The 16,938-nt window shown below is 64.5% G+C and carries 15 protein-coding genes; 12 read left to right on the top strand and 3 right to left on the bottom strand.

Features of this window, described 5'->3' with window-relative positions; genetic code table 11:
* The 12 genes from E4P01_RS14990 to E4P01_RS14935 all read left to right on the top strand — a co-directional run.
* A partial coding sequence (locus E4P01_RS14990) for an ABC transporter ATP-binding protein (RefSeq protein ID WP_248130081.1) occupies window positions 1-1,250 on the top strand: 1,250 nt, incomplete at its 5' end.
* The gene (locus E4P01_RS14985; protein WP_216091179.1) at window positions 1,247-2,992 is read left to right on the top strand and encodes an ABC transporter ATP-binding protein; all 1,746 of its coding nucleotides are present in this window, start codon (window positions 1,247-1,249) and stop codon (window positions 2,990-2,992) included. The genes E4P01_RS14990 and E4P01_RS14985, both read left to right, overlap by 4 nt.
* Window positions 2,986-4,089, top strand: coding sequence for a saccharopine dehydrogenase NADP-binding domain-containing protein (locus E4P01_RS14980; RefSeq protein WP_216091178.1), 1,104 nt, complete (start codon window positions 2,986-2,988; stop codon window positions 4,087-4,089). The genes E4P01_RS14985 and E4P01_RS14980 overlap by 7 nt, the downstream gene beginning before the upstream one ends.
* Window positions 4,086-5,114, top strand: a complete 1,029-nt coding sequence (locus E4P01_RS14975) for a class I SAM-dependent methyltransferase (protein WP_216091177.1) — start codon at window positions 4,086-4,088, stop codon at window positions 5,112-5,114. The genes E4P01_RS14980 and E4P01_RS14975 overlap by 4 nt, the downstream gene beginning before the upstream one ends.
* A 2-nt stretch (window positions 5,115-5,116) precedes the next feature.
* Window positions 5,117-6,793, top strand: a complete 1,677-nt coding sequence (locus E4P01_RS14970; protein WP_216091176.1) for a class I SAM-dependent methyltransferase — start codon at window positions 5,117-5,119, stop codon at window positions 6,791-6,793.
* A complete protein-coding gene (locus E4P01_RS14965) occupies window positions 6,790-7,968 on the top strand; it encodes a cytochrome P450 (RefSeq protein ID WP_216091175.1) in 1,179 nt (392 codons plus the stop codon). The genes E4P01_RS14970 and E4P01_RS14965 overlap by 4 nt, the downstream gene beginning before the upstream one ends.
* A complete protein-coding gene (locus E4P01_RS14960) occupies window positions 7,965-9,104 on the top strand; it encodes a Gfo/Idh/MocA family oxidoreductase (RefSeq protein WP_078821034.1) in 1,140 nt (379 codons plus the stop codon). Before E4P01_RS14965 ends, E4P01_RS14960 begins: the two co-directional genes overlap by 4 nt.
* Window positions 9,101-9,820, top strand: a complete 720-nt coding sequence (locus tag E4P01_RS14955; RefSeq protein ID WP_216091174.1) for a VOC family protein — start codon at window positions 9,101-9,103, stop codon at window positions 9,818-9,820. The genes E4P01_RS14960 and E4P01_RS14955 overlap by 4 nt, the downstream gene beginning before the upstream one ends.
* Window positions 9,813-11,411, top strand: a complete 1,599-nt coding sequence (locus tag E4P01_RS14950) for an AMP-binding protein (RefSeq protein WP_216091173.1) — start codon at window positions 9,813-9,815, stop codon at window positions 11,409-11,411. The genes E4P01_RS14955 and E4P01_RS14950 overlap by 8 nt, the downstream gene beginning before the upstream one ends.
* Window positions 11,408-12,154, top strand: coding sequence for an alpha/beta fold hydrolase (locus E4P01_RS14945; protein ID WP_216091172.1), 747 nt, complete (start codon window positions 11,408-11,410; stop codon window positions 12,152-12,154). The genes E4P01_RS14950 and E4P01_RS14945 overlap by 4 nt, the downstream gene beginning before the upstream one ends.
* The gene (locus E4P01_RS14940; protein WP_005787433.1) at window positions 12,151-12,459 is read left to right on the top strand and encodes an isochorismate lyase; all 309 of its coding nucleotides are present in this window, start codon (window positions 12,151-12,153) and stop codon (window positions 12,457-12,459) included. The genes E4P01_RS14945 and E4P01_RS14940 overlap by 4 nt, the downstream gene beginning before the upstream one ends.
* The gene (locus E4P01_RS14935; RefSeq protein ID WP_078821031.1) at window positions 12,456-13,883 is read left to right on the top strand and encodes an isochorismate synthase; all 1,428 of its coding nucleotides are present in this window, start codon (window positions 12,456-12,458) and stop codon (window positions 13,881-13,883) included. Before E4P01_RS14940 ends, E4P01_RS14935 begins: the two co-directional genes overlap by 4 nt.
* On the opposite strand, the gene E4P01_RS14930 is transcribed toward E4P01_RS14935, so the two are convergent.
* From E4P01_RS14930 to E4P01_RS14920, 3 genes are all read right to left on the bottom strand, one after another.
* Window positions 13,771-14,976 carry a XylR family transcriptional regulator gene (locus E4P01_RS14930; RefSeq protein WP_078821030.1) on the bottom strand — a complete coding sequence of 402 codons (1,206 nt, stop codon included), beginning with the start codon at window positions 14,974-14,976 and terminating at the stop codon, window positions 13,771-13,773. The two genes, E4P01_RS14935 and E4P01_RS14930, sit on opposite strands and share 113 nt — an antisense overlap.
* Window positions 14,977-15,115: 139 nt before the next feature.
* On the bottom strand, window positions 15,116-15,508 hold the full coding sequence (locus tag E4P01_RS14925; RefSeq protein ID WP_216091171.1) for a hypothetical protein: 393 nt from the start codon (window positions 15,506-15,508) through the stop codon (window positions 15,116-15,118).
* A complete protein-coding gene (locus E4P01_RS14920; protein ID WP_216091170.1) occupies window positions 15,505-16,902 on the bottom strand; it encodes a PAAR domain-containing protein in 1,398 nt (465 codons plus the stop codon). The genes E4P01_RS14925 and E4P01_RS14920 overlap by 4 nt, the downstream gene beginning before the upstream one ends.
* Window positions 16,903-16,938 lie beyond the last annotated feature (36 nt).

Raw genomic sequence — 16,938 nt, 5'->3', positions numbered from 1 at the left:
CCCTGCCGATCTACGCGGTGGCCTACAGCCTGATGATGCGCGGCTTCGGCGCCAAGATGCAGTTGCTCGACAAGAGCATGACCCGGGTCAGCGCGGCGATTGTCGAGTTTGTCCACGGCATTGCCGTGGTCAAGGCGTTCGGCCAGGTGGGCCAGGCCCATCGCAGCTATCAGCAGGCGGTCGACCAGTTCAGCACGCAATACGCTGGCTGGGTGCGGCCGCTGCTGCGCCTGGAAGCGTTTTCATCGATGGCCCTGAGCGTGCCGGTAATTCTGTTGGTGAGCCTGGGGGTGGGCAGCCTGTTGCTGGCCCAGGGTTGGATTACAGCGCTGGAGTTGTTCGCCGAAACCCTGGTAGCCGTGGTGATTCCGCAGTCGTTGCTGGTGATCAACCAAAGCCTCACCGCCCAGCGCACTGCCCTCGCGGCCGCCGACCGCATCGAGGCGCTGCTTGAGGTTGAGGAACTGCCCACACCCAAGGTGTGCAGGATGCCCCAGGGCAGTGATATTCGCTTTGAACAGGTACAGTTCGGCTATGACCCCGAGCACCTGATCCTCAATGGCGTCGACCTGCACTGCCCGGCCGGCAGCGTCACTGCGCTGGTGGGTGCCTCCGGCGCGGGCAAATCGACCCTGGCCAAGTTGGTACCGCGCTTTCACGACGTCAACGCCGGGCGGGTCTGCGTGGGTGGTGTGGATGTGCGCGAGATTGACCCGCGCCAGCTGTATCAACACGTGGGGTTTGTGTTGCAGGACGCGCAACTGGTGCACGGCACCGTCGCCGACAATCTGCGCCTGGGCCGCCCCGAGGCCAGCGATGCCGACGTCGAGGCAGCGGCACGCTCCGCGCAGATTCATCAACGCATCCGCGCCCTGCCCCGCGGCTATCAGTCGGTGATCGGCGAAGACGCGATTTTTTCCGGCGGTGAAGCCCAGCGCTTGTCCATCGCTCGCACGCTGCTGGCCGATACGCCGGTGCTGATCCTCGATGAAGCCACCTCCCACGCCGACCCCGAATCCGAAGCGCTGATCCAGGATGCCCTCTCTGCCCTGGCCCGCGGCCGCACGGTACTGGTGATTGCCCACCGTCTGGCGAGTATCTGCGGCGTCGACCAGATCGTGGTGCTCGACCAGGGCCGCGTGCTGGAAAACGGTACTCACGAGCAATTGCTGGCAGCGAACGGCACCTATGCCCGCCTGTGGCGCGCCGGCACCGAAACCACCGCCCCCGACCTGGAGATGTCCTTGTGATCCGCAGCCTCGTGACTTTATTGGGCCCGGCCCACGCCGCACGCCTGTACCGCTACCTGGCCTGGCTGGTGACCAGTGCCGTGTTGCAAGGGCTGGCCGTGGCGTTGCTGGTGCCGATCCTGCACGCGCTGTTTGCCGCTGACCTGCACAGCGCGTCCCTCTGGCTGGCTGGCCTGGCGGCGATGGTGGTGCTGACCTGCATCGCCCATTACCAGCAGGCCATGAAGGGCTTTGCCCTGGCGCTGCTGGTGTTGACCACCTTGCATGACCGCCTTGGCCAGCACCTGGTCAGCCTGCCGCTGGGCTGGTTCAACTCCGAGAAGGTCGGGCGTCTGTCGCGCAGTGCTACCAGCGGCACGCTGATGGTCACCGGCTTGTTTGCCCATTACCTGGGGCCGGTGGTGTCTGGCGTGGTAGTGCCGGCTACCGTGGCGCTGACCCTGTTCGTGTTCGACTGGCGCCTGGGCCTGACCGCCGCATTGTGCGCGCCGCTGATCTACTTCACCCATCACTGGTCGGCCGCCGCCATCGGCAGCAATGATGCGCGCGTGGAAGCCGCCGCGACTCTGGCCGGTAACCGCGTGGTCGAGTTCGCCCGCTACCAGCCAGTGCTGCGCGCCTTTGGTCGCACCCAGGACGGCTACGCGCCGTTGCAGGCCGCCAACCTGGCGCAAAAACACGCGGGCGGCTCGATGCTGTCGCAGACCTTTCCGAAGTTGCTGGCCGGTGGCCTGACCGTACAACTGGCGTTTGCGTTGCTGGTGGGCGTGGGCATCGCCCTGGCCGCCCATGGCGAAATCGACGCCATCCAGTTGGTCGCCTTGCTCGCGCTGGCGGCACGTTTTGTCGGGCCGCTGGCCGAAGCGGCGGCGCGCAGTGGTCTGTTACGCATGGCCGCTAACGACCTGGAGCAACTGGTGGGCATCCTGCGCGAGCCGCCGCTGCCGGAACCCGCGGTGAGCCAACCGCTGACGGCACCCGGCACCCTGGCCTTCGACAAGGTCAGCTTCGGGTACCCCAGCGGGCCAAAGGTGCTGCATAACCTGACCTTCAGCGCACCGGCGCATTCGATGACCGCGATTGTCGGCGCCTCGGGCTCGGGCAAAACCACTGTCACCCGCTTGTTGATGCGCTTTTTCGATGCCAGCGAGGGCAGCGTCAGGGTTGGCGGTGTAGACGTACGCGAGCTGTCCAACGCAGCGCTGATGGCGCAGTTGTCCCTGGTGATGCAGGACGTCTACCTGTTCGACGACAGCCTGGAGGCCAACATTCGCGTCGGCAACCCGGACGCCAGCGCCGAGCAAGTGGCCGAAGCGGCGCGATTGGCCGGTGTGGATGAAATCGTCGCGCGCCTGCCCCAGGGCTGGAACACCCCGGTAAGCGAAGGTGGCGCGGCGCTGTCCGGCGGCGAACGCCAACGGGTATCCCTGGCCCGGGCCCTGCTCAAGCGGGCGCCCATCGTACTACTGGATGAAGCCACGGCAGCCCTGGACCCGCACAACGAAGCCTTCGTGCAGACGGCGATTCACGCCCTGATGCAAAACGCCACAGTGCTGGTGATCGCCCACCGCCTGCCCACCATCATGGCCGCCGACCAGATACTGGTGCTGGATGAAGGCCGATTGGTGGAATCGGGGACGCACGCACAATTACTTGCCCAAAACGGTCGTTACGCAGGGTTCTGGCATGACCGCCAGCGCGCCGGCGGCTGGCGCTTGAAAGCCGAGGCGCAGCCATGCTGATCGGGGTGTTGGGCGCCAGTGGCGACGTGGGGCTGGCCAGCGCCCAGGCGTTGTTGACGCTGGGAGTGAACGATCTGCGCCTGGGCGGGCGCGATGCCGCCAAGGGCGCGCACTGCGTGCAGGTTCTCCAGCAGCAGTGGCCCCAAGCCCGTTTGCAATGGGCCGAAGTGGACTTCAACGATGCCGAGGCTTTGGCCACCTTCGCCCGTGGTTGCGCTGTGCTGCTCAACTGCGCGGGCCCCTCGTGGCGCGTGCAGGACCGTGCCGCGCAGGCAGCGTTGCAGGCCGACGCGCATTACGTCGACGCCGCCGGTCATATGCACCTCGACCCCGCCCAATGGCGTGGCCGCTGCGCGATATTGGGCGCAGGCCTGCAACCGGGGTTCACCGGCCTGCTGCCGCGCTGGCTGGCCGAGCAGGAATTCACCCAGGTGCGCAGCCTGACCAGCTATTTCGGCTTGCGCGATCACTTTACCGCCGTGGCTGCCGACGACTTTTTGCACGGTGCGGTGGACGGCAGCAGCGAGCCGTTGGCGGCCTGGCAACACGGGCGTCGCAGCCGCGCACTGCGGCGCCGGCGCGAGGTGTCGGTGCCGTGCTTTCCCGGCTCGGTTCACCTGCTGCCCTACCTGAACCTTGAGGGTGAACGTCTGGCCATGGACCTGAACCTGGACGTCGGCCAGTGGTTCAACGTGATCACCGACGGCTACGTGCTCAAGGCGTTTGACCAGGCTCACGGCTTGCCAAGGGCAGAAGCGGTGCAGCGCTTGTGCGAAGCCAGCCGCCTGGATCTCAGCGGCCAGGCGCCCTTCGTCACCCTGCTGCTGCAACTGGAGGGCCTGCACGATAGCGAGGTCCGGACCCGCAGCCTGGTGCTCAGTGGCGCAGGCAATGCGGCGCTCACCGCAGCCATGGCCGCGATCACGGTGATCAGCGTGGTGGAGGGAGAGATCAGCGCCGGCTGCCATGAAGCGGCCCAGGCCCTGCCGCCCGCCGCCAGCCTGGAGCGCCTGCTGTGCACCTCGGCGATTCGTAGCCTGAACCTGTTGCACGGCCCGCTCGATCAACTGCATGTCGCCCAAGAAGGTTGCCTATGAACACCGCCCTGAACGAGCTGGAACACTTGAGCCTGGGCGTGATGGCCCAGGTGTTACTGCACAGCCAGGCGTTGCCGTTGCAGGCGTGGCGCACTGCCGAGCACATCAACCAGGCCCTGGGCACGGCGGCCCGCCATGCCTGGGTGGTACGCCGCTGGCTGGCCGCGTTGACCCGTGCCGGCCTGCTGCACGAGGAAGGTAAACGCCTGGGTTGGCAAGTGCCCCCCGATGACCCGCAAGTGGGTGAACTGCCGCGCCTGTATGCCGCATTGGGCTTTCCAGCCAGCATGGCGCGCCTGCATACCCAAGTGATCGAATGCCTGCCCGACCTGCTGCGCGATCAATTCACCCTCACCCACTTGCTGATGCTTGGCGGGGACCCGGTGAAGGTGATGGGTGCCTACCAGCACAACCACTTCACTGCGGCGGTCAATCACGCTTTGGGCACCCGGGCGCGGCAAGTCAGCGCCGCTGCCGGGCCGCTGCAGGTGCTGGAGCTGGGCGGCGGCGCCGGTTGCACCACCGCTACGGTGCTGACGGCGCTGCAAGAACGCGAGAAGGATTATCGCTTTACCGACATCAGCTCGCTGTTCACCAGTGCGGCCCAGCGTCAGTTTCGTCTTGAGCCGGGGATGCAGTTCGGCCTGCTCGATCTCAATCGCCGCTTCAGCGACCAGGGCATAGCGCCCCGCAGCCAAGACCTGGTGATTGCCGGCAACGCGCTGCACAACGCCCGCGACCTGCCCGACTGCCTCGGCCAGATCCGCACCAGTCTGCGCGACGGCGGCGTCTTGCTGTTCAGTGAATCCATCGCCGACAACCCGGCGATGCTGACCTTCATGCACCTGTTGCTGTCGCCGCCGGCCGATGCGCCGCTGCGTGCTGGCGATGAAGCCTTCATGGCCGTCGACGCGTGGCGCCAGGCCTTGCAGGTTGCAGGTTTTGAGTTGCTGGAGGTGTGGCCTGACGCGGGCGAACCGCTCGCTGCTGCGGGGCAGCGCTTGTTCCAGGCCAGAGGAGTTTGAGCATGAATATCGACACCTTGCTGATCGAACTGCCCGCCGGCAAGCACCCCTGGCGCTTGCCGGTCTTTACCGACCTGGGCCTGCATCAACAGGCCCCGGCCCGTTTGCTGGCAGTGCTCGAACGCCAGCGTCCGGCGGTGGTAATGATGAGCGCCGAACAACTGGAGCGTCTGCTGGACTTTCCCGCCCTGGCTCTGAGTGATCTGAGCCATCTGCAACAGCTGTTATTCATCAGTTCCCGACCGGGCGACTGGCAGTTGGCGGAACGGGCAGCGGCGCAGCTCGATTGCCACGTAGAGGGTTTTACCGATGACGGGCGCGACCTGGTCAGCGTCAAGCGTGAGCACCAGCGCTGGTGCCAGCGGGCACTGGAACATCCCCAGGTGAATGCGGTGGCGCTGCACGGCACGACGCTGTTCGCGGTGCCCCAGCCGTGCGAACCGGCGACAGTGGACGATCAGTTGGACGCGACCGCAGCCGCCGTCGATCAGCAGTTCAGCGTCACGCAACTGACCGACGCCGTACAGTTGAACCAGCGCTTGAGCCACGCCGCTTTGCTGTCGATGCTCAATGGCCTGGAGCAGTGCGACCTGCTGCCCGCACCACTCAACGATGTGGCGCACAGCCTCGCCAATGCCGGCATCGCCCCCGGCCACCGCCCGCTCATCGCACGCTGGCTCGACGTGCTCCAAGCCGAGGATTTGCTGCGCTGCCAAGGCGACCACCTGCATCCCAGCCTCGACGCCAGCACCTGGAGCGACGCCAGCCTGGAGGGCATCTGGGCACAGTTGAGCCTGGACTGGGCGCGCAACACCGGCGGCAGCGCCACCCTCGATTACGCTCGCGACAACGCTCGCCAGTTGCCGGCGTTGATGCGCGGTGAGTGCGCGGCGGTGCACCTGCTGTTTCCCGAAGGCCGCACCGAACGTGCGGCGGCGTTGTACCGCGAAAGCCTGGCGGCGCAGTACCAGCATCGCGCCGTGGCTCACTGGATTGGCGCCTGGGCTGCGCGCCAGAGCGGCACCGAGCCCTTGCGGGTGCTGGAAGTCGGTGCCGGCACCGGTTCCACCACCCAGGCCGTAGTGCCGGCCCTGGCCAAGGTCACGGTGGACTATCTGTGCACCGACGTGTCGCGCTACTTCAGCGAGCAGGCCGCCGAGCGTCTGCACGCCTGGCCGTGGGTGCGCCACGGGGTGTTTGATATCGACCGCCCCGCCCCTGCCCAAGGCTATCGCACCCAGAGTTGGGACCTGATCGTCGCCGGGGGCGTGCTGAATGCCGCCCGCGACACCGAGCGCTCCCTGGCCACCCTGCTCGCCTTGCTCAAACCCGGCGGCTGGCTGGTGTTCAGCGAGCCGACCCAGGAGGAGTTCTGGGTGATGGCCTCCCAGGCTTTCATGCTCAACCAGGCCAGCGATGAGCGCGCGCTGAGCAGCAGTACCTTCCTGGACCTCAACCAATGGCAAACCGCCCTGGCCCGCGCCGGGTTCCAGGGCAATCGCAGCCTGCCCGCCGCCGACCACCCGCTGGCGTCGCTCGGCCATCGTGTGTTCGTCGCCCAAGTGCCCTGCCAACGCTTGAGCCGCGCCGCGCTGGCCGCGCACCTGGAACACCCAGACCTGCACCTGGAACTGCTCGACCGTTTGCCCGACCTGCCTACCGCCAAGGACTTGCCATGACCCCGCTGGCCTACCCTTTCAATGCCTTCACCGACCTGGAGCTCGCCGAGCCTTACCGCCATGCCCAGCAAGCACCGGGCCTGCTGCGTATCCAGATGCCCATCGGCGCGCCCGCCTGGCTCGCCACCCGCTATGACGATGTGCGCCTGGTGCTGGGCGACCGGCGCTTCAGCCGCAGCGAAGCATTTCGCCGCGACGATGCCCCGCGAGCATTCCCGCGAATTGCCGGCGGCATCGTGATGATGGACCCGCCGCAACTCACGCGGATCCGCTCCCGCGCCGCCCAGGCGTTTACCCGGCGGCGCGTCGAAGCACTGCGCCCCCATGCCCGGGCCTACGCCCATGAGTTGATCGACCGTATGCTCGCCGCCGGCCCGCCCGCCGACTTGGTTAGCGACTATGCCTTACCGTTGCCCCTGGCGTTGATTTGCGAGCTGCTGGGCGTACCGCTGCAAGACCGTGAACGCTTTAAGGTATGGAACGACTCATTGCTGTCGACCCGCGCCGAAGACGCCGCGTTGACCCAACAGCACTTGGGTGAACTGGCCGAGTACATCAAGGGCCTGGTCGCCGAGCGGCGCCGTCAGCCTCAGGACGATTTCATGACCGCCCTGGCCCAGGCCGATGACCAAGGCGAGCGCCTGAGCGAAGACCAACTGCTGCTGTTGTGCATCGCCATCCTCGTCGCCGGCTACGAAGGCAGTGCTTCGCAGATCCCCAATTTCATTCTGGTGTTGCTGGACAACCCCGAACAGTGGCAACAACTCAAGGCCCATCCCGAGCAGATTCCGCAGGCGGTGGAAGAACTGCTGCGCTATATCCCGCTGGCGTCGGCGGCGATGTTTGTGCATTACGCCCTCGAAGATATCCAGGTGGGTGAAACCCTGGTTCGCCAGGGCGAAGCCGTTTTCGCGTCCATCGGTGCGGCCAACCATGACCCGGCGCGCTTTGCCGACCCGCAAACCCTCAACCTGCAACGCAATGCCGGCGGCCATTTCGGCTTCGGCCACGGCCTGCATCACTGCATCGGCTCGGCGCTGGCGCGGGTGGAGTTGCAAGAGGCGTTGCAAGCCTTGGTAGAACGCCTGCCCAACCTGCAACGCTGCGGGCAGGTGCAGTGGAAAACGGCGACGTTCTTTCGCGGTACCCACTGCCTGCCGGTGACCTGGTCATGAGCCGCGCTCGTCCACGCGTGATCGTCGCCGGCACCGCGTTCGGCCGCATCTACCTGCAAGCCTTGGCTCGTGCCCATGAGCGCTATGAATTGGTCGGCATCCTGTCGCGTGGCAATGCCTATTCGAAGGCCTGCGCCGATCACTACGGGGTGGCGCTGTACGAGGCCGTCGAGCAGGTGCCCGATAGCGTCGACATTGCCTGCGTGGTGGTGCGTTCCGGCGCCACCGGTGGCGTGGGCAGCGAACTGGCCCAGCAGTTCTTGCGCCGTGGCATTCACGTATTGCAGGAACACCCGGTGCATCACCGCGAAATCGCCGCGTGCATGCAGGCGGCGCGTCAGGGCCAGGCGGCCTATGCGGTCAATACGCTGTACCCGAATATCCTTGCGATCCGGCGTTTTCTGGCGGTAGCCGCGTACCTGCGTGAGCAACAAGGGCTGGCCTATATCGACGCGGCCTGTAACAGCCAGGTGGCCTACCCGTTGCTGGATATTCTCGGGCGCCTGGCCGGTGGTTTGCGGCCCTGGGTATTTGCGGCGCCGGCCGCCAGTGTCGGTGCGCAACCCTTCACGCGGTTGAACGCCAGCTTCAATGGCGTGCCGATCAGCCTGCGCGTACAAAACCAGGTGCACCCCCAAGACCCGGATAACCACTCGTTCCTGCTGCATCGCCTTGAAGTCGGCTGTGAAGGCGGCGTGCTGAGCCTGTGCGACACCCACGGCCCGGTGCTGTGGAACCCACGCCTGCACGCACCACGGGACGACACCGACCGCCTGATCATGGCAGGCAAAGGCAGTGAACGATTGGCCGGGCCGAGCATGGTGGTGCTCGACCCGCACATACCCGCCAGCTATCACCAGGTGTTCAACCAGCTCTGGCCCGATGCGGTCAGCCTCGCCCTGGATGCGCTGTGCGCCGACATCGCCGAACCGGCGCAGCGCCTGCGCAGCGGCATGTGGGCCACCGAGGTGTCGATGGCCTGGCGTGAAATGAACAGCCTGATCGGCATGCCGGAACTGATTGAACCGCCGATTCCCCGTGCGCTGCCGATGACCGAACTGCATCGCTGCGCCGACGCCGTACAGCCGCCTGGCGCTGACCCCAGCGCGCAACTCGTGGGAGCCCTGCCCTTTTGAACACTGCCCAATCCCGTTCGTCCTGCAGCCATGTGCTGCTGTGGGTTCGCGACCTGCACCAGGCGGTGGCGAACTTTCGCGCCGCCGGTTTCGAGGTCATCTACGCCACCGCCGAGGCCCGCGCGCAACATGCGCATATCTGGTTCAGCCGCGGGCCGATCATCGAGCTGCTCACCACCCCGCGTCATGCCTGGTTGTTCAAGTGGCCCATCGACTGCCTGGCCGGGCGTGGCGCCGGGCGGCGCATGTTGCGCTGGGCTGCCCAGGGTGAGGGGTTTTGCGACCTGGCGCTGCTCTGCGATGACCTGGCCCTGGCACCCCGTCTGACAAACCTGGCGGCCGGCGGCGTGGCCATGGGCCGTGTGGTGAAGTGGCAACGCACCTGTGCGGACGGCAGCCAGACGCGCTTTCGGTTTGTTTACCCACGGCATGAGCGCCTGCCGTTTCTGGTCACGCCCTATTCGCCCTCCCAGCACCCGCAGCGACTGATCCATCCCAACGGCGCCACGGGGCTGGCGGCCATTCACCTGGGCGTAAGCCCCGCCGATCACAGCGCCCTCAACCTGCTCGCGGGCGAAGACCCGATGTTGCACCTGCAACCCGCCGAATTTACCGGCGTACAGGCGGTGCAAGTCGCCGGCCTGGCGCAACCATTGACGTTACACGGTGCGCAATTGCTGAGCTGCCCGACTGCACATGGAGATAGCCATGCTTGATGGATTCACAGACTGGCCCGAAGATTTTATCCGCCGCTACCGCGAGCAAGGCTACTGGCAAGGCGTGCCACTGGGCCAACTGCTGCGTGAGCAAGCCCAGCGTACGCCGCAGCAAGAGGCGCTGGTGGACGGCAACCGACGCTGGAGCTACGCCGAGCTGGACCAACACGCCGACCGCCTGGCCGCCGGCCTCGCCGCGCGCGGGCTGGTCGCCGGCCAGCGAGTGCTGGTGCAACTGCCCAATATCGCCGAGTTTTTCAGCCTGACCTTCGCTCTGTTGCGCCTTGGAGCGATCCCGGTGTTTGCGTTGCCGGCCCACCGCGAACATGAATTGGCCCACTTGGCGCACCTTAGCCAAGCGGTGGCCTATGTGATTATCGACCAGCACCTGGGCTTCGATTATCGGCCCCTGGCGCGTACGTTGCGTAGCCAGGTGTCGAGCCTGCAACAGGTGTGGGTGGTAGGCGCAGCCGAGGAATTCGTGGCCCTGGCCGACTGCGTCGCCACGCCCCACCCGTTCCCGGCGCCGGACGCTCGCGATGTGGCGGTGCTATTGCTGTCCGGCGGCACCACTGGCCTGCCCAAGCTGATCCCACGCACCCATGACGACTATGCGTGCAATGCCCGGCTGGCGGCGCAAGCCTGCGGTTTCGACCGCCACACCCGTTACCTGGCGGCGCTGCCGGTGGCACATAACTTCCCGCTGGCCTCGCCGGGGGCACTCGGGGTGTTCAGTGTCGGCGCCACCCTGGTACTGGCGCCGGAACCAAGCCCCGACACCGCCTTCGAACTGATCGAGCGCGAACGCATTACCCACACGGCGTTGATTCCGCCATTGGTGTTGCTGTGGCTGGAAGTGGCGCAATGGTCCGACAACGACCTCAGCAGCTTGCAATGGCTGCAAGTCGGTGGCGCACGCCTCAAGGCCGAGATCGCCGCACGCATCCGCCCCACCCTGGGCTGTGGCCTGCAACAGGTGTACGGCATGGCCGAAGGATTGCTGTGTTTTACCAGGCTGGATGACCCGCAGGCGCTGGTCTTCGACACCCAGGGCCTGCCGCTGACCGGCGCAGACGAGATCCGTATCGTCGATGCCGACGATGTGCCGGTGGCTCCCGGCGCCGTCGGTGAATTGCTGGTGCGCGGGCCCTACACCATTCGCGGTTACTACAACGCTCGCGAGCACAACCAGCGCGCCTTTACCGCCGATGGCTTTTATCGCAGCGGCGACCTGGTACGGCGCCTGCCCGAAGGGCATTTGATCGTCGAGGGGCGCAGCAAGGATGTGATCAACCGGGGCGGCGAAAAGATTCCGGTGGAAGAGATCGAGAACCTGCTGCTCGGCCATCCGCTGATCCGCGATGTGACGCTGGTGGCGCTGCCCGACGAGTTGCTGGGTGAGCGCAGTTGCGCCTGCGTACTGGCCCACGGCGCGCCATTGGACCTGGCGTCGATCAACGCCTGGCTGCGCGAGCGTGGGCTGGCGGCCTACAAGTTGCCCGACCGCTTGCAGGTGCTGCGCGAGTTTCCGCTGACGCGCCTGGGCAAGGTCAACCGCAAGGCCCTGGCGGAACAGGTGCTGGCCTTATGAGCCCGTGGCTACGTGTATTGCGTGAGGGACAACAGCCCCGCGCACGCCTGGTGTGCCTGCCCCACGCCGGTGGCAGCGCGAGCTTTTTTCGGCCGTGGCTCGCGCATTTGCCGGGCGACATTGACCTGTTGGCGGTGCAGTACCCCGGGCGCGAAGAGCGCTTCAACGAGGCGCATATCCCGTGCCTGGCGACCCTCGCCGAGCACATCAGCCAAGCGTTGCTGGCCTTGCCTGCGCGGCCCCTGTGGCTGTTCGGCCACAGCATGGGCGCAGCGCTTGCCTATGCCGTGGGCGCACTGCTGGAAGCCGCCGGGGTAGGCCCTGATCACGTGTTTGTCTCGGCCCATGCACCGCCGCACCGGCAACCGTCCAGCGACCTGCATCGCCAGGACGACAGCGCGTTGATTGCCGACATCCTGCGCCAGGACGCCCAGGCCGCCGACCTGTGGGCCAACCCGCAGTTACGCACGCTGTTTCTGCCGGCATTGCGCAGCGACTACCAGGCCATCGAAACCTGGCGCCCCGCGAACCTGCAGCCGTTAACGGCACCGCTGGACGTGCTGCTGGCCCGCGATGACGCCGAAGTCAGCCTGGAGCAGGCTCGCGCCTGGGCCGACCTGAGCCGCCATACCCCGGACATCCGCCTGTTCGACGGCGACCACTTTTACCTCAAGCATCAGCCGCGACCGGTGATCGACCACCTGTTGCAGCGCACCGCCTACCTTCAGGGAGACGCACGATGAAAACCCCGGAACACTGCACTGGCCTTCACGACATTCGCCATGCCATCGACAGCCTCGACAAGCAGATCATCGACGCCCTCGGCCTGCGCATGCAATACGTCAAGGCCGCCTCCGCATTCAAACCCGACCAGGCCAGCATTGCCGCACCCGATCGCGTTGCGGCGATGTTGCCCCAGCGCCGGCAGTGGGCGCAGGAGGTCGGGCTGGATGGAGAATTTGTCGAGGGCCTGTTCAACCAGATCATCCACTGGTACATCGCCGAGCAGACGGCCTTCTGGCTACAGAAAAAGAGCCAGTGCGTATGAACGCGGCCGATTTGCTCAAGACCTTCCAGGCCGCGCACCAACGGGCGGTGGCGTACCAGCGCCCCGTTATTGCCGTCAGCGCCTACCCCGCGCCGACGCTGGCGCCCTTGGTAGTGTACAAGGCCCATCGCCAGGGTTTCTTCTGGTGTGCGCACTCGCCGGACTTAAGTTTGTTCGGCCTCGGCTGCACCTGGCAGATCGAAGCCTCGGGGCCCCAGCGCATGGCCGAAGTGGATCGCCAATGGTTCGCACTGTGCGCCGATGCGCTGGTGGACGGCCCGCATCCGCCCTTGCTGCTGGGCGGTATGCGCTTTGATGAGCAGCAGCCCTGCGCATCCCATTGGGCGCCGTTTGCCGATGCCAGTTTCCACCTTGCCCACTGGTTGCTCAGCGAGGACACCCACGGGCGCTGGCTACGCTGCCAGCGCGTGGTCGAGCCCGGCAGCGATCCTGCGGCCTTGGTGCAAGCAAGCCTGGCCGCCCTTGAACAACTGCTCAACCCAGCCACCCACGTTGCTCCTACCCCCCATGTATTGGAACGCGTCGCACTGCCGCGGGATCAATGGCAGGTCAAGGTCGAGACCGCCTTGCACGCCATCGCCCAGGGTGACTTGAGCAAGGTGGTGCTGGCGCGGCATATCGACCACCACCTGGACGCCGCGCTCGACACTGGCGCGGTGATGGGCCGCCTGCACGCTCGGCGTAACGCCTCGCACTTGTTCGCGATTCACCGGGGCGAACACTGCTTCATGGGTGCCACGCCCGAGCGGTTGCTCAGTTGCGAGGCGGGCCGTCTCACCACCCACGCCCTGGCAGGCAGCACCCGTCGTGGGTTCAAGCCCAATGAAGACCAAGTGCTGGGGGAACGTTTATTGGCCGACCCGAAAGAGCAGCACGAGCATCAACTGGTGGTGCAGACCATTACCCAAGCCTTGGGTGACAAGGTCAGCGACCTGTACGCCGCGCCGCACCCCGGCTTGCTGAAACTTGCTACCGTGCAGCATTTGAGCACGCCCATCACCGCAAGGCTCAACGCCGGCAAGCGCCTGCTGGACGGTATCCAGGCATTGCACCCTACCCCCGCCGTCGGCGGTTTACCGCGCGCGCCTGCGCTGGATTTTATCCGTGAACACGAAGGCTTTGATCGCGGTTGGTATGCCGCACCAGTGGGCTGGCTGGACGCCGAAGGCAATGGCGATTTTCTCGTGGCCCTGCGCTCGGCGCTGATCACCCCCAGGCACTGCCATGCGTTTGCCGGCTGTGGGGTTGTCGAGGGCTCGCTGCCAGCCAATGAGTACGAAGAAACCCAGATCAAGCTGGCAAGCATGCAACAGGCGCTGCAACTGACCTGCCCTGCTGATACTGACGTGGCGTACAGCCAAACTCGCGGCGAAACACCGTATGCAAGTACTGCGCAGAGGTGAAGCCGCAGCGGGCGGCGATGTCGGCGATGGCCAGGTCCTGGTTCTCCAGGCCCTTGGCGGCGGCCGCGAGTTTGAAGCGCAGGATTTCGTCATGCACGCTGCACCCGCGCACCTTGCGAAAGTGCGCTTCCAATGACGAGCGTGAGACCCCGACATAGGCGGCGACCTGGTCGGTCTTGATCCCCTGGCACGCGTACTGGCGGATAAACAGCAATGCCTGCATCACATAAGGGTTGCCCAAGGGCTGATGCAGGCTGGAGGCTTGCACGTTGATCGCGTCCGGCGGCACCAGCACCTGCGTGCCGGTGCAGGGCTTGCCGTGCAGCATCTGATGCAGCAAGGCCGCGGCAGTACGGCCCATGGTCTCGGTGCCCTGGATCACCGAACTCAGCGGCACCCGCGTCAGGGTGCGAGTCAGCGGGTCGTTGTCGATACCAATCAACGCCACCTCCTCCGGCACCGCAATGCCCGCCGTCAGGCAAGCTTGCAACAACTGCCGGGCGCGAGCATCGGTGACCGCGATAATGCCGATGGGCTTGGGCAGGCTGTGCAGCCAGGCAATCTGCTGCTCCACCGCGCTGTCCCACAACGGCGCACTGGTGCCCAGGCCGCGATAGATCTCCACCGGCAAACCATCGCGTTGCACCAAGCCGCGAAAGGCTTTCTCACGCTCCTGCGCCCAGCGATTAGCCTGGGCTTCGGGCAGGCTGAAACAGGCAAAGCGCGTCAGCCCGGCCTCGATCAAATGCTCGTAGGCCAGCTTCATCAAGGCATGGTTATCGGTCGCGACATAGGGAATGCCCTTGGGGTACGCGCTGACGTCCTCGTAAGATCCCCCCACCGCCACCACCGGTATCCGACTCCCGGCCAGCGCCTCGCCAATCAGCGGGTCATCGAAGTCGGCAATGATCCCATCGCCCTGCCAGCGCTCGATACCGCGCAGACGGCAGAGAAAATCCTCTTCCAGGAACAAGTCCCAGGACGCGCGGGTGCTGCTCAGGTAATTGCCGATACCGGTGATGATGCCACGGTCGTAGATTTTGCTGCCGTTGAAGAGCAAGGCGATGCGGTGCACGGGCGGTAGGGTTTTCATTGTTTTTGTCCTGGGGCCGGTGGGTGCAGATTAAACCTGGGTACAACGGCACACCTAGCTAGATTTAACATCCCGGAAACTGTCTGGGCATATCGGGCCTCGCGTGAGGCCCGTTCCGAGGTTTTCTCGCTCCCTCAAACTACTTAAACTTCAGTAGTACAGCTACGGTGACAAGCCAAGTAAAACCAATGATTTTCATAGCTGTATCGATAACCAGCAGACGCTTTAGGTAAGGTGGAAAGCTTTCAAGATCAGCAGCGTTTATATCTCCAATTCGGATATACGCCTTCGACCACGTCACCATTCCTGCGATTTTCGCTATCTCCAACAGGGACCAAATCACACCCCGCCGCCCCAAACTCGGTCCCCATAAGTAAATGTAACGGCTGTTCTTCAACGCGTCCTTCATGGCGTCCAAGTGACAGCGGCTCAGATACAACGTGTATCCAATGCTTATAATTCCAAGCAAAAAAGGGCCACCGCCAACAATCCAAAAAGCGAACCAGGACTTCCAGAATTCCTCCTCAGTCATGGTGCAGTTTTCTCGTACAGAATTTCTCCACCTAGTTCCCCTCCCATCCCACCTGCAGTCGTGCCCACCCATGCACCAGTTCCTATCAGTGCCGCGGCACAAATAACACCTCCTATACCTGTGGAGATACCTAGCGCCAGGCAGACAGGACCACTAGCCTGTAAACCTATCCTGCCACCCCAAGCACCACCGACAGTAGAAAGGCCAAATTTCCCCCCTTCAGTAAACTTAATCTTTTTACACGCTGCCCCAGAATCCCCATTACACACCTGCTGAATTGCCAACAACGAAGATACACCGCCAAGACCAATCCCGATGTAACCACCTGCCTTCATATACTTCGTGGCACGACTAACCGCCTCCACATGAGCGGCATACCCCGGAATCTGCCCCGGCCCGCCCGCCTTGTCCCAGTGATGCACCAAGCTACGACTTGATATACCCAGGGCCGTTTTCAACTTCGGGTGATCGCCTAGGGTTGTTTGGCCGCGCAGGCGCGTGGAGTTGAGCAAATGGGCATCCAGCTGGTTCATCAGCCGCTGACGATCAGCAAAGAACTGCGGAGATCTAAGATGGCCGTGCTGCCGATAGCTTTCCTGGTGCAGGCGCTCCATCGCCTGGAGTGTGTCGCGCAGATTACTCAGGTGCTTCTCCATCACCACCGCACTCACGCCGAGCCAGGTTGAGGTATGACCGATAAAGCCTGCGATCTCGGCGCCATGACGATACAGAAAGTCGGCCTCGTCTGGCGTCAGGGCATCCAAGGACGCATCGACGTGTCGAGCAGCCTGCATCAGCTGCGCTTCCTGATAGGTGCAGGAGGTATTGCTCGGATCGCTGAGCACGATCATTGAGCCGGCTTTGACATGGCCTTTATTGGGGTTCAAGGATTGAAACTTGCGCATCACCACCAGGTCGCGAGCCGGAAACAGCGAGGCCTCCAATGCTTCGCGGGTCATGCTTTCGGGCGCGATATAAAAACCTGGCTCCTGGCTTTGCAGGCCGGGGAATATAGCCAGGGGCAAATTGCTTGAGGGGGTGTGCGCAACTGAGTTGCTGCTGGCCGTTGTTCGGGCCGGTTCTGCTGCACTACGGGTGACTTGCAGTGCGGTGTTTCGGCTTTCATAGGTAGCTGTAAAAACCGAGGGAATCAGCCGGGCTTTGCACGGGCAGTCACTATGGCTGTCCAGCGTGCCGGCCATCAGCTTGCCGTGACTGTTCATGTAGTAAATGCCGCCGACGATCTTATAGGTTTTGCCATCTTTGCCACAGCTGACGCGATCACCTTCACGCGCGTGAAGGAGGCCATACAAGTTGATGCGACTGTCACCGTCCAGCACTTTGCCGCCACAGGTGGTTTTATCACCCAGGCCGATGAAATAACCTATGCTCATTGTGTTCCCTTAAATTCATTTCGAATGAACCAGCAT

Source organism: Pseudomonas sp. NCIMB 10586 (genome assembly GCF_023127895.1).
In the GTDB taxonomy this organism is placed as follows: domain Bacteria; phylum Pseudomonadota; class Gammaproteobacteria; order Pseudomonadales; family Pseudomonadaceae; genus Aquipseudomonas; species Aquipseudomonas synxantha_A.
The sequence above is the reverse complement of the archived record's forward strand: the minus strand, read 5'-3'. Positions and strand labels throughout refer to the sequence as shown.